20 protein-coding genes are annotated in these 22,326 nt (G+C 64.9%); 12 read left to right on the top strand and 8 right to left on the bottom strand.

The annotated features are described in order from the left end of the window. Positions 1 to 5: 5 nt before the first annotated feature. The 4 genes from ACFMBG_RS12645 to pyrH form a co-directional block, all read right to left on the bottom strand. On the bottom strand, positions 6 to 782 hold the full coding sequence (locus ACFMBG_RS12645) for a phosphatidate cytidylyltransferase (RefSeq protein WP_421055059.1): 777 nt from the start codon (positions 780 to 782) through the stop codon (positions 6 to 8). Further along, positions 779 to 1,537, bottom strand: coding sequence for an isoprenyl transferase (locus ACFMBG_RS12640; protein ID WP_421055058.1), 759 nt, complete (start codon positions 1,535 to 1,537; stop codon positions 779 to 781). The genes ACFMBG_RS12645 and ACFMBG_RS12640 overlap by 4 nt, the downstream gene beginning before the upstream one ends. A 9-nt stretch (positions 1,538 to 1,546) precedes the next feature. After that, on the bottom strand, positions 1,547 to 2,110 hold the full coding sequence (gene frr, locus ACFMBG_RS12635) for a ribosome recycling factor (protein ID WP_421055057.1): 564 nt from the start codon (positions 2,108 to 2,110) through the stop codon (positions 1,547 to 1,549). A 296-nt stretch (positions 2,111 to 2,406) separates the two neighbouring features. Continuing rightward, positions 2,407 to 3,156 (bottom strand): UMP kinase, encoded by a 750-nt coding sequence (gene pyrH, locus ACFMBG_RS12630; RefSeq protein ID WP_421055056.1) that lies wholly within the window; start codon positions 3,154 to 3,156, stop codon positions 2,407 to 2,409. A gap of 128 nt (positions 3,157 to 3,284) precedes the next feature. Here pyrH and miaA point away from each other — a divergent pair, with 128 nt between their 5' ends. The 6 genes from miaA to ACFMBG_RS12600 all read left to right on the top strand — a co-directional run bounded on the left by miaA (position 3,285) and on the right by ACFMBG_RS12600 (position 11,634). Further along, positions 3,285 to 4,145 carry a tRNA (adenosine(37)-N6)-dimethylallyltransferase MiaA gene (miaA, locus tag ACFMBG_RS12625; RefSeq protein ID WP_421055055.1) on the top strand — a complete coding sequence of 287 codons (861 nt, stop codon included), beginning with the start codon at positions 3,285 to 3,287 and terminating at the stop codon, positions 4,143 to 4,145. Between the two features lie 111 nt (positions 4,146 to 4,256). Next, a complete protein-coding gene (locus tag ACFMBG_RS12620; protein ID WP_421055054.1) occupies positions 4,257 to 5,069 on the top strand; it encodes a helix-turn-helix transcriptional regulator in 813 nt (270 codons plus the stop codon). Positions 5,070 to 5,371: 302 nt separating this feature from the next. Further along, a complete protein-coding gene (locus ACFMBG_RS12615; protein ID WP_421055053.1) occupies positions 5,372 to 7,036 on the top strand; it encodes an ABC transporter substrate-binding protein in 1,665 nt (554 codons plus the stop codon). A 123-nt stretch (positions 7,037 to 7,159) separates the two neighbouring features. Beyond that, a complete protein-coding gene (locus ACFMBG_RS12610) occupies positions 7,160 to 8,212 on the top strand; it encodes an ABC transporter permease (protein ID WP_421055052.1) in 1,053 nt (350 codons plus the stop codon). 15 nt (positions 8,213 to 8,227) lie between these two features. After that, the gene (locus ACFMBG_RS12605) at positions 8,228 to 9,442 is read left to right on the top strand and encodes an ABC transporter permease (RefSeq protein ID WP_421055051.1); all 1,215 of its coding nucleotides are present in this window, start codon (positions 8,228 to 8,230) and stop codon (positions 9,440 to 9,442) included. A 101-nt stretch (positions 9,443 to 9,543) separates the two neighbouring features. After that, complete coding sequence (locus ACFMBG_RS12600; protein ID WP_421055050.1) at positions 9,544 to 11,634, top strand: dipeptide ABC transporter ATP-binding protein; 2,091 nt, start codon at positions 9,544 to 9,546, stop codon at positions 11,632 to 11,634. 377 nt (positions 11,635 to 12,011) lie between these two features. On the opposite strand, the gene ACFMBG_RS12595 is transcribed toward ACFMBG_RS12600, so the two are convergent. Next, on the bottom strand, positions 12,012 to 12,392 hold the full coding sequence (locus ACFMBG_RS12595; RefSeq protein ID WP_421055049.1) for a hypothetical protein: 381 nt from the start codon (positions 12,390 to 12,392) through the stop codon (positions 12,012 to 12,014). A 156-nt stretch (positions 12,393 to 12,548) separates the two neighbouring features. Next, the gene (locus ACFMBG_RS12590; RefSeq protein WP_421055048.1) at positions 12,549 to 13,133 is read right to left on the bottom strand and encodes a lytic transglycosylase domain-containing protein; all 585 of its coding nucleotides are present in this window, start codon (positions 13,131 to 13,133) and stop codon (positions 12,549 to 12,551) included. Between the two features lie 232 nt (positions 13,134 to 13,365). Between ACFMBG_RS12590 and ssb the strand changes: the two genes are divergently transcribed. Together ssb and ACFMBG_RS12580 are read left to right on the top strand one after the other, a co-directional pair. Next, a complete protein-coding gene (ssb, locus tag ACFMBG_RS12585; protein WP_421055047.1) occupies positions 13,366 to 13,896 on the top strand; it encodes a single-stranded DNA-binding protein in 531 nt (176 codons plus the stop codon). A 381-nt stretch (positions 13,897 to 14,277) separates the two neighbouring features. After that, a complete protein-coding gene (locus ACFMBG_RS12580; protein WP_421055046.1) occupies positions 14,278 to 16,485 on the top strand; it encodes a methyl-accepting chemotaxis protein in 2,208 nt (735 codons plus the stop codon). An 83-nt stretch (positions 16,486 to 16,568) separates the two neighbouring features. On the opposite strand, the gene aroB is transcribed toward ACFMBG_RS12580, so the two are convergent. Then, on the bottom strand, positions 16,569 to 17,675 hold the full coding sequence (gene aroB, locus ACFMBG_RS12575) for a 3-dehydroquinate synthase (protein WP_421055045.1): 1,107 nt from the start codon (positions 17,673 to 17,675) through the stop codon (positions 16,569 to 16,571). Further along, positions 17,675 to 18,265: a shikimate kinase gene (locus ACFMBG_RS12570; RefSeq protein ID WP_421055044.1), complete on the bottom strand. Its 591-nt coding sequence runs from the start codon at positions 18,263 to 18,265 to the stop codon at positions 17,675 to 17,677. The genes aroB and ACFMBG_RS12570 overlap by 1 nt, the downstream gene beginning before the upstream one ends. Positions 18,266 to 18,346: 81 nt before the next feature. On the opposite strand from ACFMBG_RS12570, the gene ACFMBG_RS12565 reads away from it, so the two are divergent. The 4 genes from ACFMBG_RS12565 (at position 18,347) to ACFMBG_RS12550 (ending at position 22,322) form a co-directional block, all read left to right on the top strand. After that, positions 18,347 to 18,496, top strand: a complete 150-nt coding sequence (locus tag ACFMBG_RS12565) for a hypothetical protein (protein ID WP_167332331.1) — start codon at positions 18,347 to 18,349, stop codon at positions 18,494 to 18,496. Further along, positions 18,486 to 20,003, top strand: a complete 1,518-nt coding sequence (locus ACFMBG_RS12560) for a hypothetical protein (RefSeq protein WP_421055043.1) — start codon at positions 18,486 to 18,488, stop codon at positions 20,001 to 20,003. The genes ACFMBG_RS12565 and ACFMBG_RS12560 overlap by 11 nt, the downstream gene beginning before the upstream one ends. 1 nt (position 20,004) lies before the next feature. Further along, complete coding sequence (locus ACFMBG_RS12555; RefSeq protein ID WP_421055042.1) at positions 20,005 to 20,949, top strand: site-specific tyrosine recombinase XerD; 945 nt, start codon at positions 20,005 to 20,007, stop codon at positions 20,947 to 20,949. Positions 20,950 to 21,011: 62 nt separating this feature from the next. Next, on the top strand, positions 21,012 to 22,322 hold the full coding sequence (locus ACFMBG_RS12550; RefSeq protein WP_421055041.1) for an HlyC/CorC family transporter: 1,311 nt from the start codon (positions 21,012 to 21,014) through the stop codon (positions 22,320 to 22,322). Positions 22,323 to 22,326 lie beyond the last annotated feature (4 nt).

The following is a 22,326-nucleotide window of genomic DNA, read 5'->3' as shown; positions in this document are numbered from 1 at the left end:
CCTGGTTATCCCCAGATGGCGGTCACGGCCAGGAACATGGCCGCAGCGCCCAGCATCCCGTCAAAGCGGTCGAACAGCCCGCCATGGCCCGGGATCAGCGCGCTGGAGTCCTTGACGCCCATCTTCCGCTTCAGCGCGCTTTCTGCAACGTCGCCGGCCTGGCTGGCCATCGACAGCAGCACCGACAGCACCACGATACCAAAGCCCAGCCCCATCTGCGCGGCAAACAGCCCGCCCACGAGGGCGGCAGCCAGCCAGCCTGCGGCGGTGCCGCTCCAGGTTTTCTTGGGGCTGACCCGCGGCCAGAACTTTGGCCCGCCAATGATCTTGCCCGCAAAATACCCCGCCACATCGGTCGCCACCACAATGCAGATCAGCCACAGCATCCACTCAACCCCCATCTGGCCGCGCAGCCAGATGAAGCCGAAGCCCGCAAACAGCACCCATATCGCGCAGCCGGAGAAATAGTGGCGGTTACGCTCGAACTGGCTGAACCCGGCCGCCACCGGCGCGGCCAGCAGGGGAACCACCCAGATCACCGGCAGCAGCGCCGCCAGCAGCACCGCCACGGCAGAGACCGCGCCCAGCTGCAGCGCAAAACCGCCGCGCTCCGGTGCCAGCATCCGCACCAGTTCCCAGATCATGCCGCCGCAGCACAGCGCGATCATTACGTCGAACACCAGCCCGCCGGCCCAGACGGCATAGCCGCCGGCCGCGATCATCACGATGGCCGACAGCACCCGCGGCAGCAGGTCGGCCCAGCGGCCCTTGGCAGCGCTCATGTCTTGACGGCCCCGAAGCGGCGGTCGCGGCGGCCAAAGCTGTTGCACAGCCGGGCCATTTCCTCGCTGGTGAAGTCCGGCCACAGCGTGTCGATGAACTCATATTCCGCATAGGCCGACTGCCACAGCAGGAAGTTCGAGATCCGCGCCTCGCCGCTGGTGCGGATCACCAGATCCGGATCCGGCAGCACATGGGTGTCCAGATACCGCGGCAGGGTTTCCTCATCGACGTCTTCAGGATTGAGCCGCCCCTCGGCCACATCCCGCGCCAGCCGTTTGGTGGCCCGCGCCACCTCGTCCCGGCCGCCATAGTTCAGCGCGATGGTCAGCTGGGTGCCGTCGTTGCCTTCGGTCTTCTGCTCCAGCTTGTCCATCAGATCAATCAGCTTGGCATCCAGCCGCACCCGGTCGCCGATAAAGCGCACCCGGACATTACGGTCGGCCAAAGCATTCATTTCCTTGGAAATGTAACGCCGGAACAGGCTCATCAGACCGGCCACTTCGGTCTGGGTGCGTTTCCAGTTCTCGGTCGAGAAGGCAAAGATGGTCAGGTATTTCACGCCCAGACCCGGGCAGCACTCGACAACTTCACGAACCCGGCGCGCACCGGCATGGTGGCCGAACAGCCGCGGCCGCCCGCGGGCCTGCGCCCAGCGGCCATTGCCGTCCATGATGATGGCCACATGGCGCGGGCCGGAGCGGGCCGCCGGAACTTCTCCGGCGGTTCTCATCTGCGGATTTGCGTCTCCGGGCATAATGTGCCGTCAGACCTGCATGATCTCGGCTTGCTTGGTCTCAAGCGCCTCGTCCACATGTTTGATCATCTTGTCGGTCAGCTCCTGCACCTCGGCTTCCCAGAACTTCTGATCGTCTTCCGACATGCCGTCGGCCTTGGCCTTCTTGACCTGGTCCATGCCGTCGCGGCGCACGTTGCGGATCGAGACCCGGGCGTGCTCGGCATACTGGCCGGCAACCTTGGTCAACTCACGGCGGCGCTCCTCGTTCAGCTCCGGGATCGGCAGCATGATGATGGTGCCGTTGAGCTGCGGGTTGATGCCCAGGCCGGATTCGCGGATCGCCTTTTCCACCTTGCCGACCAGGCCCTTGTCCCAGACGTTGATGGTGACCATACGCGGCTCCGGCACGTTCACGGTGCCGACCTGGTTGATCGGCGTCATCGAGCCATAGGCATCCACCATCACCGGCTCCAGCATCGAGGCGGAGGCGCGGCCGGTGCGCAGCGAGGCAAATTCGGTGCGCAGATTGGCCATCGCACCGTCCATGCGGCGTTTCAGGTCGTCGGTATCCAGTTCAAAATCATCAGACATGCTGCTCTCTCCCCTTATCTGAGGCGGTCTTCCCTTGGCTCATAAGCCATTGGAAGGCTGATGTATAGCGATCATGCGGGGGATTTGCCGCATCACCCTGTGCCAGGCGGTGCTGCGGTTTCTGCTCCCGCATGCAAGCAAATAGCCCGCCATCAGCGTTTTTCCTGCAATTGCTGCGGCAAGGTGAAAGCTGAATGCGGCCTGCCGACGCCAGCAGCAGGCAAGGTCCGGCGGCGAAAAAATAACGCGGGCCGTGTTTCAAGCCCGCGCTCGGATTTTCCCTCTGTGGCGGGCGTTTAGCCCTGGACCTTGGTGTAGGTTCCCTCGCCGGCCAGGATACCGCGGAAGCCGCCCGGCTCATCCAGTGGGAAGACGATCAGCGGCAGGTTGTTGTCACGGGCCAGCGCGATGGCGGAGGCGTCCATCACCTTCAGCCGCTTGGCAAAGACATCGTCATAGCTGATCTCGTCATAACGGACCGCATCCGGATGTTCCTTGGGGTCCTTGTCATAAACGCCATCGACGCCGTTCTTGCCCATGAAGATCGCCTCGCAAGCCATTTCATTGGCGCGCAGGGTGGCGGCGGTGTCGGTGGTGAAATAGGGGTTGCCGGTGCCCGCGGCAAAGATGCAGACCCGCTTCTTCTCCAGGTGGCGCACGGCGCGGCGGCGGATGTAGGGTTCTGCCACCTCATCCATGCGGATCGCCGAGATCACCCGGGTGAACACGCCCATGCCTTCCAGCGCCGACTGCATTGCCAGCGCGTTCATCACCGTGGCCAGCATCCCCATGTAGTCGGCGGTGGTGCGCTCCATCCCTTGGGCCGAGCCAGAGAGGCCGCGGAAGATATTGCCGCCACCTATCACCATGCAGATCTCGACGCCCATATCGCGCACCGATTTCACTTCGCGGGCGATGCGCTGAACGGTCGGCGGGTGCAGGCCGAACCCCTGGTCGCCCATCAGTGCCTCGCCGGAAATTTTCAGCATGACGCGTTTATAGGCGGCGGCCGGATCCAGCTCCGGCTTGTCTTGCGGTTGAGGCATGTTGCGCTCCAGAAGATGTGAGGGTTAATTTGCGCGCAAAATGGAGTAAATCGCTGCGGGTTTCAATGCGCGCAGCGCGGTTTCCGCCGAGTTTTGCGGAACTGGCCTTGGAGACGGATCATAGCCGCATGAACCTGCCCGACATCGACCCGGATCTGCCTGTGCTGATTGCAGGCCCCACGGCCTCCGGGAAATCCGCCCTGGCGCTGGAGATTGCCGCCCGTCAGGGTGGTATCATCGTCAACGCCGACGCCAGCCAGGTCTATGACTGCTGGCGGGTGATCACCGCCCGCCCGTCAGCAGAGGAGGAGGCCCGGGCTCCACACGCGCTCTATGGCCATATTCCATATGACGCGGACTATTCGGCCGGCCATTGGCTGCGCGAGGTGCTGCCGCTGCTGGACGGCCCGGAGCGGCTGATTATCGTCGGCGGCACTGGCCTGTATTTCACCGCGCTGACCGAAGGCATGGCCGAGATCCCGCCCACGCCGCCTGCGGTACGGGCCGAGGGCGACCAGCTTTCGCTTGAGGCGCTGAGGGCGGAGCTTGACCCCGAAACCGCCAGCCGCATCGACCTGCAGAACCGCGCCCGCGTACAGCGCGCCTGGGAGGTGCTGAAAGCCACCGGGCGCCCGCTGGCCAGCTGGCAGGACGACACCCCTGCCCCGGCGCTGCCGTTGTCCCGTTGCACGGCAATGGTGCTGAACTCGGACAAGGCCTGGCTTGAGGCCCGCATCCGCAAGCGGTTCGGTCTGATGCTGGACCAGGGCGCCATGGCCGAGATCGAAGCGATGCAGGACCGCTATGACCCGGCCCTGCCTTCCTGCAAGGCGATCGGGGTGCCGGAACTGATGGGCTATGCCCGGGGCCAGCTCACTCTGGCGGAGGCCGAAGAACGCGCTGCCATCGCCACCCGGCAGTTTGCCAAACGCCAGCGCAGCTGGTTCCGTGCCCGGATGAAGGATTGGCGCCAGGTGGCGCTGCCCTGACGCCCGCTTCCTGAAAACCTGAGGCATTTCCGGTTTTTCCGGCGAAAACTTGCCAGAATCAGCATTTTCTGGCCTGTTGCGGCAAATCTTTTTTCCGCCGCACGATAACACATGCCATTTGATCCAGATTTTTCCGGGGCCATTCACGCCGCCCCCTTGCCCAGCCTGAACGCCGACGGCGCCTGGCAGACCGCGCTGTCGCACAGCCGCCGCGAACACCTGCTGATCTGGATCACCCGCGGCCAGGGCCGCATCTGGCTCAATGGCGGGCAGCGCGGCTTCGGGCCGCACAGCGCCATCTTCATCCCGGCCGGCACGCTGTGGTCCGCGGAATTCGGCCGCCAATGCTTCGGCCACGTGCTGGAGATGACCGGGCCGCTGATGCCGCCCTTTCCCGAATCGCCCTGCCACAAGCGCTTCACCGGCCTCCAGGAGCAGGCCGGGCTGACCACCCTGTTCGAGGCCATCAGCCGCGAGCAGGCCAGCCAGGGGCCGTTCTGGCGCCGCGCCGTGCAGGCGCATTGCGAACTGGCCGCCATCTCGCTGTGCCGCCAGCCGGATCCGGGCGGCCCGCCCGCGCGGCAGACTGCGGCGCAGCGCCTGTGCCAGGCCTATTGCCAGCGCGTGGCGGGGCTGCAGAACCTTCACGCCACCATGGCGGACCACGCCGCGGCGCTGAAGGTGACGCCGACACATCTGACCCGGGTCTGCAAGGCCGAGACCGGCAAGACCGCCGCCGCCCTGCTGACCGAGCGCCAGCTGCATTCCGCACGCACCCTGCTGATCGCCTCCGACCTCGCCATTCGCGACATCGCCGCCCAGCTGGGCTTTGGCAGCGCCGCCTATTTCACCAGGTTCATCACCCAGCACACCGGCAATCCGCCGAGCGCGCTGCGCAAGACAGCCCGCGCAAAATCCCAATAGGTTGATCCGCCTGCAGATTCTTGCATGCATTCCGGCCGGCTCCGAAATTTGCCTCCTTTACTGGGCAGTTTTGAACAGTATGCAGCCGCATGCCCTTTCAATTCAGAAAAACGACGCCGGAAATGTCGTATTTCTACAGCGAAACGGCGAAACTGTGCATTGACGAAAGGGCATATCTCTGCCCGAATGCAGCTATGGGGAAACTTTAATCCAAAACGTGCTTCACAAACGCTCGGCAAGCCGCTGAGCCGATAGCCGTTGCGCAAGATAATAAAAGCAAACGCTACAACAGGGAGACCTAAATGACCAAAGACACCATCAACGGAGCCCCGGTGCATTGGGCGGCCAAGATGCACGCCAAAGAAGTGCTGGACGGCAAGCTCGACCGCCGCGAGTTCCTGACCCGCGCCACCGCTCTGGGTGTGACTGCCACCGCGGCCTACGGCATGATCGGTATGGCGGCACCGGCCAAGGCTGCAGAAAACATGCAGGAAGGCGGCACCCTGCGCGTGCAGATGAGCGTGCGCCCGCTGAAGGACCCGCGCACCTATGACTGGTCGGAGATGGGCAACCAGACCCGCGGCACCATGGAATACCTGGTGGAATACAACAACGACGGCTCCTTCAGCCCGATGCTGCTGGAAAGCTGGGAAATCAACGAGGACGCCACCGTCTACACCCTGAATGTCCGCCAGGGCGTCAAGTGGAACAACGGCGACGACTTCACCGCCGAGGACGTGGCCCGCAACATCGCCGCCTGGTGCGACAAGGCGGTCGAGGGCAACTCGATGGCCGGCCGCTTCGGCACCCTGATCGACGAGGAAACCGGCCAGGCCGTGGAAGGCGGCATCGAGGTGGTCGACAGCCACACCGTCAAGCTGAACCTGCCGTCCTCGGACATCTCGCTGATCGCCGGCATGGCCGACTACCCGGCCGCCATCGTGCATTCCAGCTACCAGAACGACAACTTCCTCGCCAACGTGGGCACCGGCCCCTACCTGCTGACCGAGCTGGAAGTGGGCGTGAAGGCCACGCTGGAACGCAACGCTGATCACGCCTGGTGGGGCGAGTCCGTCTTCGGCAAGCCGGCCCTGGACCGCATCGAATACATCGATTTCGGCACCGACCCGTCGTCGTGGATGGCGGCGCTGGAATCCGACGAAGTCGACATGCTGCATGAATCCGTGGGTGAATTCATCGACGTGCTGGACGGCCTCGGCTACCAGAAGTCCGAAGTTGTCACCATGGCAACCCTGGTGATCCGCCCGAACCAGCTGGCCGAAATTGACGGCAAGAAGGTCTACGCCGACAAGCGCGTCCGCAAGGCGATCCAGATGGCCGTCGACAACTCCGTCTGCCTGGAACTGGGCTATGGCGGCCGCGGCGAGCCTGCCGAAAACCACCATGTCGGCCCGATCCATCCGGAGTATGCCGAACTGCCGCCGCAAAAAACCGATCCGGAAGCTGCCCGCGCCCTGATGGAAGAAGCCGGCATGATGGACTACGAGCACGAGCTGCTGTCCATCGACGACGACTGGCGCCGGAACACCACCGACGCGGTGGCCGCGCAGCTGCGCGACGCGGGCTTCAAGGTGAAGCGGACCGTTCTGCCGGGCTCGACCTTCTGGAACGACTGGGCGAAATACCCGTTCAGCTCCACCAACTGGAACCACCGCCCGCTGGGCGTGCAGATCTGGGCACTGGCCTACAAGTCGGGTGAAGCCTGGAACGAATTCGGCTGGTCCAACCCCGAGTTCGACGCGCTGCTGGCCGAGGCCCTGTCGATTGCCGACGCCGACAAGCGCCGCGAAATCGCCGCCAAGGGCGAGGCGCTGATCCAGGAAGAAGGCGTGACCATTCAGCCTTACTGGCGTTCGCTGTACCGCCACCTGCGCGAAGGCGTCGCCGGTGCCGACATGCACATCTCCTTCGAGCATCACCACTACAAGTGGGGCTGGGCTGCCTGACCGGCTCCCGGAACCGCTCCGGCCTCCTGCACCGCCCCCTCCCGGGGCGGTGCATTCCAGCTAAGACGATAAGAGACCCGCGCTTTCAACCGGGTCCGATCCGCCAGACTGACAGGGGACCCCATGGGACTTTTCATTCTCCGACGTTCGGGCGTGATGCTGCTGACGGCCCTGTGCCTGACGTTCATCGTGTTTTTCCTGACGAACCTCTACCCTAACCTCGAGAAACTCGCCAAAACCCAAGGCAACTTCCGGATGTCGGATGAGGCCGTGGCCAGCTGGCTGGACGCCAACGGCTATGGCGGCCCCATGGTCTCCAAATACGGCCAGTGGCTGGGCGTGCTCCCGGGCTGGACCCGCGAAACCGAGAAAGGCATCACCGGCCGCTGCATCACCGGCGCCGTCAGTGCCGAGCAAGCCGCCGAGGCGCCCACCTTCTGCGGCATTCTGCAAGGCGACTGGGGCTACTCGACCCGGTTCAAGGATGAAGTCTCCGCGATCATTGCCGAACGCCTCGGCAATACCGGCCGCCTGATGTTCTGGGTGCTGGTGCTGATGGTGCCCTCGGCGCTGATCATCGGCGTTCTGGCGGGGATGCGCGAGGGCTCGGCCACCGACCGGAGCCTGTCGACCGCGTCGATCCTGACCACGGCCACGCCCGAATACGTCTCTGGCGTGATCTTCATCGCCGTGTTCACCTCTTCCACCGTCGGGCTGAAATGGTTCAAGGGCACCGCCACCTCGGCGATGGACAACCCGAACTTCGAGAACTTCTTCCTGCCGGTGCTGACCATTGCGCTTTACGGCATGGGCTACATCGCCCGGATGACCCGCGCCTCGATGACCGAGGTGATGACAGCGCAGTACATCCGCACCGCGCGCCTCAAGGGCGTCAGCTTCCACAACATCGTTCTGAAGCACGCGCTGCGCAACGCGCTGATTGCCCCCTTCACCGTTATCATGCTGCAGTTCCCCTGGCTGCTGAACGGCGTGGTGATCGTCGAGACCCTGTTCAACTACAAGGGCTTCGGCTGGGTGCTGGTGGAAGCAGCGGGCAACAACGACATCGAACTGCTGCTGGCCGTCTCCGTGGTCTCAGTCGTCGTGGTGCTGGTCACCCAGCTGATCTCCGACATCGGCTATGTGTACCTGAACCCGCGTATCCGGATCTCTTAAGGAAGGCAGCTGAGCATGGAACCTCTTGGTTTTTTTGAAATCACCCTGCGGATCATCTACCAGCTGTCGCCGGTCTGGATTTCGATGGTGATCCTGTTTGCACTCTCGATCGGCTTCAAACGGCGGCTGGGGCTTTATGGCAAGCTGTTTGACAGCCCCATCGGCATGATCGGCTTTGGCCTGGTGATGTTCTGGGTGTTCACCGGCATCTACGGCGCCATGGACATAATCGTCACCCATGACCCGCTGACCCAGGTCTCGGGCATGAAGAACAAGCTGCCCGGCACGCCGCTGCGCGGTGCCGGCGAAGGCGACTACCCCTATTATCTTCTGGGCGGCGACAACCTGGCCCGCGACGTGTTCAGCCGCCTTGTCAAAGGCGCCTGGGAAGTCATCAAGATTGCCCCGATGGCCGCGGTCTTTGCCTTCATGGTGGGGATCACCCTGGGCCTGCCCGCGGGCTATTACGGCGGCCGGCTGGACACCACCCTGTCCTTCGCCGCCAACCTGATCCTGGCCTTCCCGGTGATCCTGCTGTTCTACCTGCTGGTGACACCCGAGATCGTCGCCACCGGCGTGCCGAACTACATGGCGATCATCCTGTTCGTGTTCCCGATCATCTTTATCGGGGTGCTGCTGAACTCGCGCTATTACACCCGCCCCAAGCTGCGCAACTGGCTGCTGCCGGTGGTGCTGGGCACGGTGATCTGGTTCTACCTGCAGCTGGTCTCCAACGGCGGTTATCTGATCAACACGCCGGACTATGCGATCTGGGGCCTGCCGCGGGTCATGGACCTGTTCGACATCCCCGGCGGCATCCTGGTTGTGTTTGTCTCGGTGGTCTTCGTCAACTCGCCCACCGTGTTCCGTATCGTTCGCGGCCTGACGCTGGACATCAAGACCCGCGACTATGTGGCTGCCGCCCAGACCCGCGGCGAGGGCCCCTGGTACATCATGCTGTGGGAGATCCTGCCCAACGCGCGCGGGCCGCTGATCGTCGATTTCTGCCTGCGCATCGGCTATACCACCATCCTGCTGGGGACCCTGGGCTTCTTCGGCCTTGGCCTGCCGCCGGAAAGCCCGGACTGGGGATCGACCATCAATGACGGCCGCAAGCTGCTGTCGATCTACCTGCACCCGGCCCTGCCGCCTGCCTTCGCACTGCTGACGCTGGTTCTGGGTCTGAACCTGCTGGCCGACGGCCTGCGTGAAGAGAGCCTGAAGGATTGATCCGAACCGGGGGACCGGGGGCCAGCCCCCGCCCCCCCGGGATATTTGAGGCCAGATGAAAGGGATCCGGTCCCTTCCAGCCTCAACAGGGAGATAAGAACATGAACAAACTGGCAGATTATGACGGCCCGATCCTGGAGATCGACAAGCTGTCGATCTCCTTCTTCACGCGCCTGCGCGAAATCCCGGCGGTGATGGACTTCTCCGTCGCGGTGCAGCCGGGCGAGGCGGTGGGCCTGGTCGGCGAGTCCGGCTGCGGCAAATCCACCGTGGCGCTGGGGGTGATGCAGGACCTGGGCAAGAACGGCCGCATCGTCGGCGGCTCCATCAAGTTCAAGGGCCGCGACCTGAGCGAGATGAGCGCGGAAGAGCTGCGCGACATCCGCGGCAACGAGATCGCGATGATCTATCAGGAACCGATGGCCTCGCTGAACCCGGCGATGAAGATCGGCAAGCAGCTGATGGAAGTGCCGATGATCCACGAGGGCGTCGGCGAGAAGGAAGCTTATCAGCGCGCCCTGGAAGTGGTCACAGACGTGCGCCTGCCCGACCCGGAGCGGATGCTGAACTCCTTCCCGCACCAGCTGTCGGGCGGCCAGCAGCAGCGTATCGTGATCGCGATGGCTCTGATGTCGAAACCGTCGCTGCTGATCCTCGATGAGCCCACCACCGCGCTGGACGTGACGGTGGAGGCCGCGGTGGTCGAACTGGTAAAGGACCTGGGCAAGAAATACGGCACCTCGATGCTGTTCATCTCCCACAACCTCGGCCTGGTGCTGGAAACCTGCGACCGGCTCTGCGTGATGTATTCCGGCGAAGCGGTGGAGCGCGGCTCGATCCGTGACGTCTTTGACGAGATGCAGCACCCCTACACCCAGGCGCTGTTCCGCTCGATCCCGCTGCCCGGCGCAGACAAGAACGCGCGGCCGCTGGTGGCGATCCCCGGCAACTTCCCCCTGCCCCACGAACGGCCGCCCGGCTGCAACTTCGGCCCCCGCTGCGACTATTTCGAAGAAGGGCGCTGCGATGTCGACCGGGTCATTCCGATGGCACCCGTGCATGGCAACGACCGGCACGAGACCCGCTGCCTGCGGTTCGAGGAGATCGACTGGAACGCGCCGCTGATTGCCGGCGAGCAGAAGGAGAAGACCGCGCCCGGCAATGTGGTGCTGAAGATGGACAACCTCAAGAAATACTATGAGGTTGCTGCCAATGCGCTGTTCGGCGGCGGCGAGAAGAAGGTGGTGAAGGCCAACGAGACGCTCAGCTTCGAGGCGCGTGAATCCGAAACCCTCGCCATCGTCGGCGAATCCGGCTGCGGCAAGTCGACCTTTGCCAAGGTGCTGATGGGCCTGGAAACCGCGACCGAGGGCCAGATCCTGCTCGACAACCGCAATATCGAGCAGATCCCGATCGAGGAGCGCGACACCAAGACTGTCTCCGACGTGCAGATGGTGTTCCAGAACCCGTTCGACACGCTGAACCCGTCGATGACCGTGGGCCGCCAGATCATGCGGGCGCTGGAGATCTTCGGCGTCGGCAATTCCGAGGCCGAGCGGCGCAAGAAGATGCTGGAACTGCTCGACCTGGTGAAGCTGCCGCGCGCCTTTGCCGACCGGATGCCGCGGCAGCTGTCCGGCGGCCAGAAGCAGCGGGTGGGCATCGCCCGCGCCTTTGCCGGCGGCGCCCGCATCGTGGTGGCGGACGAGCCGGTCTCGGCGCTGGACGTCTCGGTGCAGGCCGCCGTCACCGACCTCTTGATGGAGATCCAGCGCAAGGAAAAGACCACGCTGCTGTTCATCTCCCACGACCTGTCGATCGTGCGCTACCTGTCGGACCGGGTGATGGTGATGTACCTGGGCCATGTGGTGGAGCTGGGCACCACCGACCAGGTGTTCTCGCCGCCCTACCACCCCTATACCGAGGCCCTGCTGTCGGCGGTGCCGATTGCCGATACCTCGGTTGAGAAGGAGCACATCGTGCTCGAGGGCGACATCCCCTCGGCGATGAACCCGCCCCCGGGCTGCCCGTTCCAGACCCGCTGCCGCTGGAAGTCCGAGGTGCCGGGCGGATTGTGCGAACGCGAAGTGCCGCCGGTGCGCCAGCTGGGTGATGGGCATCAGGTCAAATGCCACCTCAGCGACGAGGTGCTGGAGCGGATGAAGCCAGTGATCAAGGTCGCTGCGGAGTAACCGCGGCCGCAACCGCCGCACAAACAAAAACAGCGCCGCTGCCTGGTCCAGGCGGCGGCGCCTGCATGTTTGGAGGCGTCTGGAACGGCCTGGCCCGGCGCAGCTCAGCCTGGTTCCGGTTCAAGCCGCCGGCTTCCGCGGCGTGCCGGTCCCACTGCTGACACTGGAGTACCCAAGCCTGTCCGGCCAGGGCCTCCTGGAGCGGCTCCAGCTGCGCCTCATAGCGCCGCCATTTCCCAGCCCGCGGCGCCCTGCTGCTCAGGCTTGTCGAGCATCAAGGGCTGTTTCATGCTGGCCCCCGGCAAAGCAAAACCCCACGCGCGGCACAGCGGCGGCGCATGGGGCTCCACGGCAGTCCCCCACTCCCACGGGGGCCGTCACGGTCCGCTCAAGAGAACCATCACGATCATCAGGAGGTTTATCGAGGCAAATTGCATCAGCCGCGGCGCCTGGCTTGCCTTGACCGCCACATACAGGGCCGCGGCTACCGAGGCCGCCAGGCCGGCCAGTGCCAGGCTGCCGCCAATCGCACCTGGCAGCCCGGTGCCCGGCCCCCAGGGCGAGCCGGGCAGGACCATGCCCTTGAGGGCAACCCCGATCACCAGGCCAGTCACCGCGCCCGCAAGGCTGAGGACGGCGCTGCGCGGCCGCCGCGTCAGGCGGCTGCCCAGCACGCTGTCGATCATCTCACGCGTGGGCACGGCGCTCGGCTGCCGGCCGATCCGGTCAAGCCTGTCGTCGAAGCTGTTGATATGCACGGCATTTCCTCCTGAACCTGCGATCAGATTCACGAAAAATTAAGGCAAATGCGTGACGCCTTGACGGAGTTAACGGGGCATTAAGGAAGGTTGCCCGCAGGTTAACCAGCCCAGAAAGATCAGCCTGGCGGCTGCGGCGAGGCCGCGGCAGCAGCCTCAGCTGCCCCAGATCTTCTTCACATAGTTCTGGGTTTCCTTGTAGGGCGGCACCCCGCCGTATTTCACCACGGCCTCCGGCCCGGCGTTATAGGCCGCCAGCGCCAGCCGCCAGGAGCCGAACTTGCGGAACTGCCGCGCCAGATAGCGGGCGCCGCCCTCCAGGTTCTGTTGCGGAACCGCCGGGTTGACCCCCAGCGCCCGCGCAGTGGCAGGCATCAGCTGCGCCAGCCCCAGCGCGCCCTTGTGCGATTTGGCATTCGGGTTCCAGTTGCTCTCCTGCTGCACCAGGCGCAGGAACAGCTCCTCGGGCACACCATGCTGGCGGGCCGCATCGCGCGCCATCTCCAGGTATTGGCCCCGGTACTTTCCGCTATAGGGCAGCGTGCGCGCGGCTGAGGGAATGCTGTAGGATTTCGGCTGCAGCCGGGCCGAGTTCTTGTACTGCGCCGCCGCCCGGCCATCCAGAACCCTGGTATGGGCGGCAAACAGGTCCCGCCGGCTTTTCGTGCTCAATACATCGGCCGCGGCTGGCTGCCCTGCTCCCACGACCGCAATCACCAACCCCGCAACGGCTTTGCGCATTTACGCTGTCCTGATACTGTCCCACTGCGGGCAATATACCCAATGCGAAACAAATTTAAAGCAACACAGGCGTAAACCGCCGCAAATCCGGCGTCCGGGCGCTCGAAAGCATCCACAGATGCCTGCTTTTCACGCTGGTCATGGGGCTATACTGTCCCCGGAACGCGGCGGGGCCGGATTCGAGCCCGGCCGCTGCTGGACAAGACGAACAGAAACTAAAGGACGGAACCCTATGGCCGGCTCACTCAACAAAGTTATGCTCATCGGCAACCTGGGCCGCGACCCCGAGGTGCGCAGCTTCCAGAACGGCGGCAAGGTCTGCAACCTGCGCATCGCCACGTCGGAAACCTGGAAGGACCGCAACACCGGTGAGCGCCGCGAGCGCACCGAATGGCATTCCGTGGCAATTTTCAACGAGGGCCTGGTGCGGGTTTGCGAACAGTATCTCCGCAAGGGCTCCAAGGTCTATGTCGAAGGCCAGCTGCAAACCCGCAAATGGCAGGACCAAAGCGGCCAGGACCGGTACTCGACCGAGGTGGTTCTGCAGGGCTTCGGCTCCACCCTGACCATGCTTGACGGCCGCGGCGAAGGCGGCGGCGGCGGGTACGGCGGCGGCCAGGGCGGTGGCGGCTATGGCGGCGGCAGCCAGGGCGGCGGATACGGCGGCGGCTATGACAGCGGCCCGCAGGGCAGCGGTGGCGGCGGCGGCGGGTACGGCGGCGGCGCCTCCCACAATATCGACGACGACGAAATTCCGTTCTAAGGCCCGCGGCACCGGCCAGCCGGCTAACAGCAATCGCAACAAAGCCCCCAGGCGCCACGCCTTGGGGGCTTTTCAAATTATCGCGGTGCTTTCGGGTGATTTAACGTTTTTCCCCGCGGTATCTGCACATTTGGAAGCGGGTTGCCCGTTCCGGGAACCCTGGCTCAGCCGCGGATCTGAAGCCCGCCTGCAGCGGCATTTTTCTTTTTCATTTCAATACTAAATCCGGTTACCGCCTGTCCGCGCACGGCGGCCCTCAACGCCGGTTGGTGGCGGCTTTGCCGCAGAGCCCGCCCCGTCGCTCGGGGTAGCCGAATATTAAGAGACATTATGCAAGGTGAACACAACCAGCGCGATAAATGTGTAACAAGGGTTCAAATTATGGGTATGCGTTTTCTGCAGCATCTCTCGATCAAGGTGAAGATCACAATGCTGTTGGCAGCTCCGCTGCTTCTCAGCCTCTGGTTCATGGGCAACAAGCTGATAGAGCTGTATCAGCGGGCGCAGGTGAACACGGTGCTGGCCGGGGAACTGCTGGAAAGCACCAGCAGCCTGGTTCACTCCCTGCAGGTCGAACGCGGGATCAGCGCCGGCTTCCTCGGCGGGGGCTCCGCGGTGATGCCGGAGGCGCTGGTCAAGATCCGCCAGCAGAATGACGACGCGATGGCCGGTTTTCTTTCCAAACTCGAACTGGTCGACCGCGAGGGTCTGAGCACGGAAGCCATGCAGTCATTCCGCGCCGCCCAAACCGAGCTGGCCCGCAAAAAGGAAGTCCGCCAGCAGATTGCCAGCCGTTCCGTGCCGGTGCGCACGGCAGTTGAGTATTATACCAATTTGAACACAGCACTGATCCAGACCGGTCTTTCCGTTGCGCAGAAGGTGGACGATCCTAGGATCTCACAGGAAGCCGTCGCCCTGTCGCTGTACTTGCGGGCTAAAGACGCGGCCGGATTGGAGCGGGCTGCCGGCGCCGTCGGTTTCGCAAACGGCTGGACCCCTGCAGATTTCCAGGTTTTCGTCGCAACGCACGAGCGCTTCAAGGAGCGTTTGGAGCGGTTCCTCGACTTTGCAACAGCCGAAGACCGCAACGCCGTGGCCACTCTGAAATCCACCCCCGAAATGAAGCGATTTGAGGAGATCCGGCAGGCAGTATTGACCGGAGGCGATCTGTCCGGCCTGGACGCGGAAACCTGGTTTTCGGCGGCAACCGACATGCTCAAGGTTCTGCGGGACAAGGAATCCATTCTCATTCAGCACCTCGAAGAAGACATGGCTGCTTACGATGCGCAGAACAAGCTGCTGCTGACCGAGATGGCCATTTTCGCCGCCGTGCTGCTTACTGTCGTTCTCGCCCTGAGCCTTGTGATCGCGCGCGATATGACCAAAGGGTTGTCGGTGCTGAACAGCGCCCTGAAGAAACTTGCCAGCGGTGACACCAGCACCGAAGTTCCTGGCGCCAGCCGCCGGGACGAGATCGGCGCCGTCGCCCGCAATGTCGTCGAGCTGCGCACCGTGACCCAGCAGAAGCAGGAAGAGGAAACCAGGGCCGAAGAAGAGCGGCGCGAGGAAATCCTGTCGGTTGCCCGCCGTATCGGTGCCGCCCTGATGGACCTCCAGAACAAGCGGCTGGACAACCCGATCCAGGAGTATTTTCCGGTGGAATTCAAGTCGATCCGGATGGACTTCAACGACTCCCTGAAAGCGCTGAGCGAAGCGGTGTCCTCCATCGGCGAGCTGACCAGCAGCGTCGACGAAAGCACCAAGTCGATTGCCGAAGCCTCGATGGACCTGGCCCACCGCACCGAGGCGGAGTCGGCCACGCTGGAAAAGACCACCCACGCCATGCGCGAACTGACCGCCAGCGTGCAGCATTCGGCGGAAAATGCCGGCCGTGCCGAACGGCTGGCCGACAGCGCGCAGAATGGCGTCGCCTCCTGCGACCAGGTGGTGAAAAACACCATCGTCGCCATGGACAAGCTGCAGGAATCCTCGCAGGAGATCTCGCAGATCACCAAGGTGATCCAGGATATCGCCTTCCAGACCAACCTGCTGGCGCTGAATGCCGGCGTCGAGGCGGCCCGGGCCGGCGAAGCAGGCCGCGGCTTTGCGGTGGTCGCCAGCGAAGTGCGGATGCTGGCGCAGCGCTGCGCCGATGCGGTGCAGCAGATCGACGAGCTGACCGCCCGCAGCTCCGAGCAGGTCAAGAACGGTGCCACGCTGGTGGATCAGGCAGGCCAGGCGATGTCCAGCGTGAACGAGCAGGTCGGGGAGATTTCCAGCCTGGTCGTGGAAATTGCCGGCAATATCAAGGAACAGTCGGTGCAGATGGGAGACGTCAACACCGCCGTGGGCGAGCTGGAAGTGATGGCGCAGCAGAACGCCGCCATGGCCGAACAGACCACCGCCGCCACCACCTCCCTGTCGGAACAGGCGCAGGAGCTGCGGGAGCTCGTCACTCAGTTCACTGTTCCCCAGGCGTCCGGCTCTCTGCCAGCGCTGTCCCGCCCGCCAAGCGGGGGCGAGCCGCACATGACAATCGAATTCGACGCCGATCAGCCCGGCTGTGACTCCGGCAGCGCCGCGGCCTGAGCCGGGCCGCCGCCTCCGGCACTGAACACAAAAAAGGGCAGCCCCTGCGGCTGCCCTTTTGGTTTCCTATCCAATCCTGCCGCTCAGGCTCCGGCGCTGCGCAGCACCGACAGGACCTGCTCCGGTGGCACATCTCCGGTCACGAAAGCCTCACCGATGCCGCGCGCCAGGATGAACCGCAGCTGGCCGGCAACAACCTTCTTGTCCTGACCCATCAGCTCCAGCAGCGCCTCGGCTCCCGGCAGCTCGCCGGGGATATCCGCCAGATCGGTCTTCATGCCCATCGCCTTCAGATGCGCCCGCACCCGGCTCGGGTCCTCCTGGGAACACAGCCCCAGTTTCGCCGACAGCTCAAACGCCAGCGCGCAACCGATCGCCACGCCCTCGCCATGCAGCAGCCGGTCCGAATAGCCGGTCGCCGCCTCCAGCGCATGGCAAAAGGTATGGCCCAGGTTCAGCAGCGCCCGGTCGCCCTGCTCGGTCTCGTCGCGCACGACGATGTCCGCCTTCATCTGCACCGAGCGCGCCACCGCCTCGACCCGCGCGGCGACATCGCCAGCGGCCAGGGCCGGGCCGTTCTCCTCGAGCCAGGCAAAGAACGCCGCATCGCCCAGCAGCCCGTATTTCACCACCTCGCCATAACCGGACAGGAAGTCGCGCGGCTGCAGTGTCTCCAGCACCGAAGTATCGGCCAGCACCAGCGACGGCTGATGGAAGGCGCCGATCAGGTTCTTGCCCTGCGGCGCGTTGATGCCGGTCTTGCCGCCCACGGAACTGTCGACCTGCGCCAAGAGCGAGGTCGGGATCTGCACAAACCGCACCCCGCGGCGCAGAACGGCGGCGGCAAAACCGGCCAGGTCGCCGATCACCCCGCCGCCAAAGGCGACAACCACGTCGCCGCGCTCCACCTTCTGCTCTAGGAGCCATTCGACTGCCCGGGTGAACTGCGGCCAGCCCTTGGTTGCCTCGCCCGGCGGCAGCGCCAGCGCGGTCATCTCCACGCCCGCAGCCGCCAGGCCGGCGCGCAAGGCGTCCAGATGTTTCTCCGCCACGGTCTCGTCGGTCAGCACCGCCACCTGCGGCCGCTTCAAGAGCGGCTTGATCCGCTCGCCCGCCTGCGCCAGCAGCCCGGGGCCGATCACCACATCATAGGCGCGTTCGCCCAGGGGCACGTGAACCGTGCGTTCCATCATTCCCACTCCAGTACATCGGGGCGTGCCTTCAAGGCGTCCAGCACGCGGTCAACCATGGTTTCGATCGCGGCCTGGCCGTCGGAGGCGACGGTCAGATCTGCCTTCGCATAAAGCGGCACCCGCTGCTCGTACAGGCCCCGAAGCGTCGCATAGGGATCGGCGGTGCGCAGCAGCGGCCGGGTGTCGCGGTGGCGGACCCGGTTCCACAGCACATCCAAACCTGCGTCCAGCCAGACAGAGACGCCCTTTGCGGTGATCACCTCACGGTTCTCCTGCGCCAGAAAGGCGCCGCCGCCGGTCGACAGCACCCCGCGCTCCTCTTCCAGCAGGCGGGCAATCACCTGCCGCTCTTTCTGGCGGAAAAACGGCTCGCCGTCGCGGGCGAAAATCTCCGGGATCGTCATGTTGGCAGCGGCCTCGATCTCATGGTCGCTGTCCAGAAAGGGCACATCCAGCCGGGCTGCCAGCGCCCGCCCCACGGCGGTCTTGCCGGCCCCCATCATCCCCACCATCACGATGGTTTTCTTCAGTTTCCCAGGCGCCGGGCCTGCTGCCTTCTGGCCGCTGATTTGCTCTTTTTCGCTCATTCTTCAGTGAATGACGTGATCTTGCGGAAAAGGGAATATATAACTTGGTCAAAAGAGCAGGAAACAGGCATTGGACACGTTATGGGGCGTTTGATTAAGTATCTGGTCTACTTGGTAGTTCTCGCCGGGATCGGGCTGGTTGGCTACGCCTATGTGGGGCCGTGGTTCGGCGCCGATTTCCGCGCGCCCAGCACCGAAGTGCGCAAGCCGGTGGTGCTGAATGCGGATTAAAGCAGCTGCCGCAGGGGTCATGCTGGCAGGCAGCGCCTTCGCCAATGAGCCTCTGGCAGCAATTGAATGGCTGAACCAGCCGCCGCCGCGCAGCGGCCTGCCCGGCACCGTGCTGCTGGAGCCGCCGGTCACCGGCACCGCCGCGGTGCCGCAGGTGTCGGTCACCCCGCTGGAGGCGCTGCTGCCGCCTGTCGGGCTGGTTCCGGCCGCGGCAACCGGACTGCCGCCGGACATGTGGCGCGGCAGCAGCGCCGAGGACATCGCCCATCTGATCGAAACCGTTCCCGTGCGCGGCAGCCCGGCAATGCAGGCGCTGCTGTTCACCCTGCTGCTGTCGGAAAGCCGCCCGCCCGCCGCCTCCAAGGACCGGATCCTGCTGGCCCGACTCGACCGGCTGCTGGCGCTCGGGGCCGCAGATCCGTCGCAGGCGCTTGCGGAACACGCAGGCCCCGCCGCCAGCAAGGACCGCTTTGCCCGCTGGTTCGATGCCACCCTGCTGACCGGCAGCGAGGATGCCTCCTGCGATGCGCTGGCCGCGGCCCCGCATCTGTCGGACAGCTACGGTGCCAGGATCTTCTGCGCGGCGCGGCGCAGCGACTGGCCGACCGCGGCGCTGATGCTGGAAACCGCCCACGCGCTGGAGCTGCTGCCCAAGGACCGGATGGACCTGCTGGACCGGTTCCTCAACCCCGACCTCTACGAGGGGGCGCCGCCCCTGCCCCATCCCGCGGCGCCGGATCCGCTGACATTCCGCCTGTTCGAAACCATTGGCGAGCCGATGCCCACGGCGCCGCTGCCGCCGGCCTTTGCCGCGGCAGACCTGCGCGACATTGTCGGCTGGAAGGCCCAGCTGGAGGCGGCCGAGCGGCTGGCCCGCGGCGGCGCGCTCAATCCCAACCAGTACCTTGGCCTGTTCAGCGACCGCAAACCGGCCGCGTCGGGCGGCATCTGGGACCGGGTTGCGGCGGTGCAGCAGCTGGAGCAAGATCTGAATTCCGGCAGTGCAGATGCGCTTGCCGCCTCCCTGCCCCGCGCCTGGGAGGCGATGCAGGAAGCGGGCACAGAAACCGTTTTTGCCGACCTCTTTGCCGAGCCGCTGTCCCGGGCAAAGCTGAACGGCCCCGAGAAAGCCCTGGCCTGGCGCATTCGCCTCTTGTCACCGCTTTATGAGCTGGCCGCGCATGACATGCCCGCCGATGGCGCTCAGGAGCAGTTCCTGGCAGGGCTTGCCCGGGGACGGCCCGGCAACGCCCCGGCCCCGTCGCCGCTGGCGGAAGCCATCGCGCTGGGGTTTGCTGCGGAGCCGCCGGTTCCCGCCGCGATCCGGCAGCAGCTGGACAACGGCCAGCTGGGCGAGGCGATCCTGCGCAGCATGGTGCTGTTTGCGCAAGGGTCCGACGGCAATCTGGGCGACCTGACCGCCGCGCTGGCCGCCTTCCGCTCCGTCGGGCTGGAAGACACCGCCCGGCGCGCCTCGCTTCAGCTGATGCTGCTGGAGCGGCAGTGACATGGCCGCACCGCGCGACAATTTGCAGTGGATCTCCACGTTCCTCGACGCCCAGGCGGCAGAGACCGGCGCCTCGCAGAACACGCTGCTGGCCTATGGCCGCGACCTCAAGGACCTGACCGCCTGGCTGGAGCACCGCTCCCTGGATTTCCTCACCGCCTCCCAGGACGATATCGAGGCCTATCTGATCAACTGCGACGCCCAGGGGCTGGCCCGCTCCACCCGGGCGCGGCGGCTGTCGGCCGTCAAGCAAATCTACCGTTTCGCCTTTGAGGAAGGCTGGCGCGAGGACAATCCAGCGATCCAGATCCGCGGCCCGGGCCGCGAGAAACGGCTGCCGAAAACGCTGGAGGTGATCGAGGTCGACCGCCTGCTGGAGGCCGCCCGCAAGACCGGCCGCAGCGAGGCCGACCGGCTGCGAAACACCTGCCTGATGGAACTGCTCTATGCGACGGGAATGCGGGTGACCGAGCTGGTCTCGCTGCCGGTCTCGGCCGCCCGCGGCGACCCCCGGATGCTGCTGATCATGGGCAAGGGCGGCAAGGAGCGCATGGTGCCGCTGTCGCCGCCCGCGCGCGAGGCGCTGGCGGCCTGGCTGCTGGTCCGTGACGACGCAGAGGCCGGGCGCGAAGCGAAGGGCACCCCGGCCTCCCGCTTCCTGTTTCCCTCGCGCGGCAAATCCGGCCACCTGACCCGGCACCGGTTCTACCTGCTGATCAAGGAACTGGCGGTGACCGGCGGCGTTTCACCGGACAAGGTCACGCCGCACACGCTGCGCCATGCGTTTGCCACCCATCTTCTGGCCAATGGCGCCGACCTGCGCGCGATCCAGGCGCTGCTGGGGCACGCCGACATTGCCACCACCGAAATTTACACCCATGTTCTGGACGCCCGGCTGCAGGAACTGGTGCTGGAGCATCACCCGCTGGCACAGGATCAGGCCTGACGCTTGAAGCGGCGCGGGCCAGCCCCCATAACTGTGCAGACATTCTCAACAACGGACCAAAAATGGACCCCGCCACTACTGTTTTTGACAGCGATTTCTGGATCACCACGGGCTCGATTGCCCTGCTGCTGGTCTGCTCCGGTTTTTTCTCCGGCTCCGAGACCGCGCTGACCGCCGCCTCCCGCGGTAAGCTGCGCAGCCAGGCCGACAAGGGCTCTGCAGGGGCCAGGCGCGCGCTTGTGATCACCGAAGACAACGAGCGGCTGATCGGCTCGGTCCTGCTGGGCAACAACGTCGTCAACATCCTCGCGGCTTCGCTCGCGACTGCGCTCTTCACCCGCCTGTTCGGTGAAGGCGGCGTTGCAATGGCGACGCTGGTGATGACCCTGCTGGTGCTGATCTTTGCTGAGGTTCTGCCCAAGACCTACGCCATTTCCAACGCTGAAAAGGCCGCCTCCGCCGTCTCGGCGCCGATCGCGATCATCGTCAAGGTGCTGTCGCCGGTGGTGGGCGCGGTGCGGCTCTTCGTGCGCGGCGTGCTGCGCATCTTCGGCGTTCAGATCGATCCGGACAGCCACATCATGGCGGTGCGCGAGGAGATTGCCGGCGCCCTGCACCTGGGCCATTCCGAAGGCGTCGTCGAGAAAGAGGACCGCGACCGCATCCTGGGCGCGCTCGACCTTTCCGACCGCTTTGTCGAGGAGATCATGCTGCACCGCTCCAACATCGAGATGATCGACGCGGACGCAGAGCCGGAAACCATCCTGGAGCAGTGCCTGCAAAGCCAGCACACCCGCCTGCCGGTGTTCCGCGGCGAACAGGAAAACATCATCGGCGTGGTCCACGCCAAGGATCTGTTCCGGTCGATGTACACCGAGGCCGGCGGCGCCGACGGCAATACCGAACGGCTCAAGTCCTTCGACATCACCGAGGTCGCCAAGGCCCCCTATTTCGTGCCCGAAACCACCACCCTGGACGAGCAGATGCGCCAGTTCTTGCGGATGCGCTCGCATTTTGCGCTGGTGGTGGACGAATACGGCGCCCTGCAGGGGCTGATCACGCTGGAGGACATCCTGGAAGAGATCGTCGGCGAGATTACCGACGAATTCGACCCGCACGAGGAAAGCATCGTCAAGAAAGCCTCTGACGGCTCCTATCTGGTCGAAGGCGCAGCCACCATCCGCGACGTGAACCGGGCCACCGAGTGGAACCTGCCGGATGACGAGGCCAACACCATCGCGGGCCTGGTGATCCACGAGGCCCAGATGATCCCCACCAAGGGCCAGGTGTTCTCCTTCCACGGCTTCCGCTTCGAGGTGACCGAACGGGAAGGCAACCGGGTCACGGGGCTCAAGATCCGGCCCCTGTCGTGAGTCC

This window comes from Leisingera coralii, from assembly GCF_049056525.1.
Taxonomy (GTDB): domain Bacteria; phylum Pseudomonadota; class Alphaproteobacteria; order Rhodobacterales; family Rhodobacteraceae; genus Leisingera; species Leisingera coralii.
The sequence above is the reverse complement of the archived record's forward strand: the minus strand, read 5'-3'. Positions and strand labels throughout refer to the sequence as shown.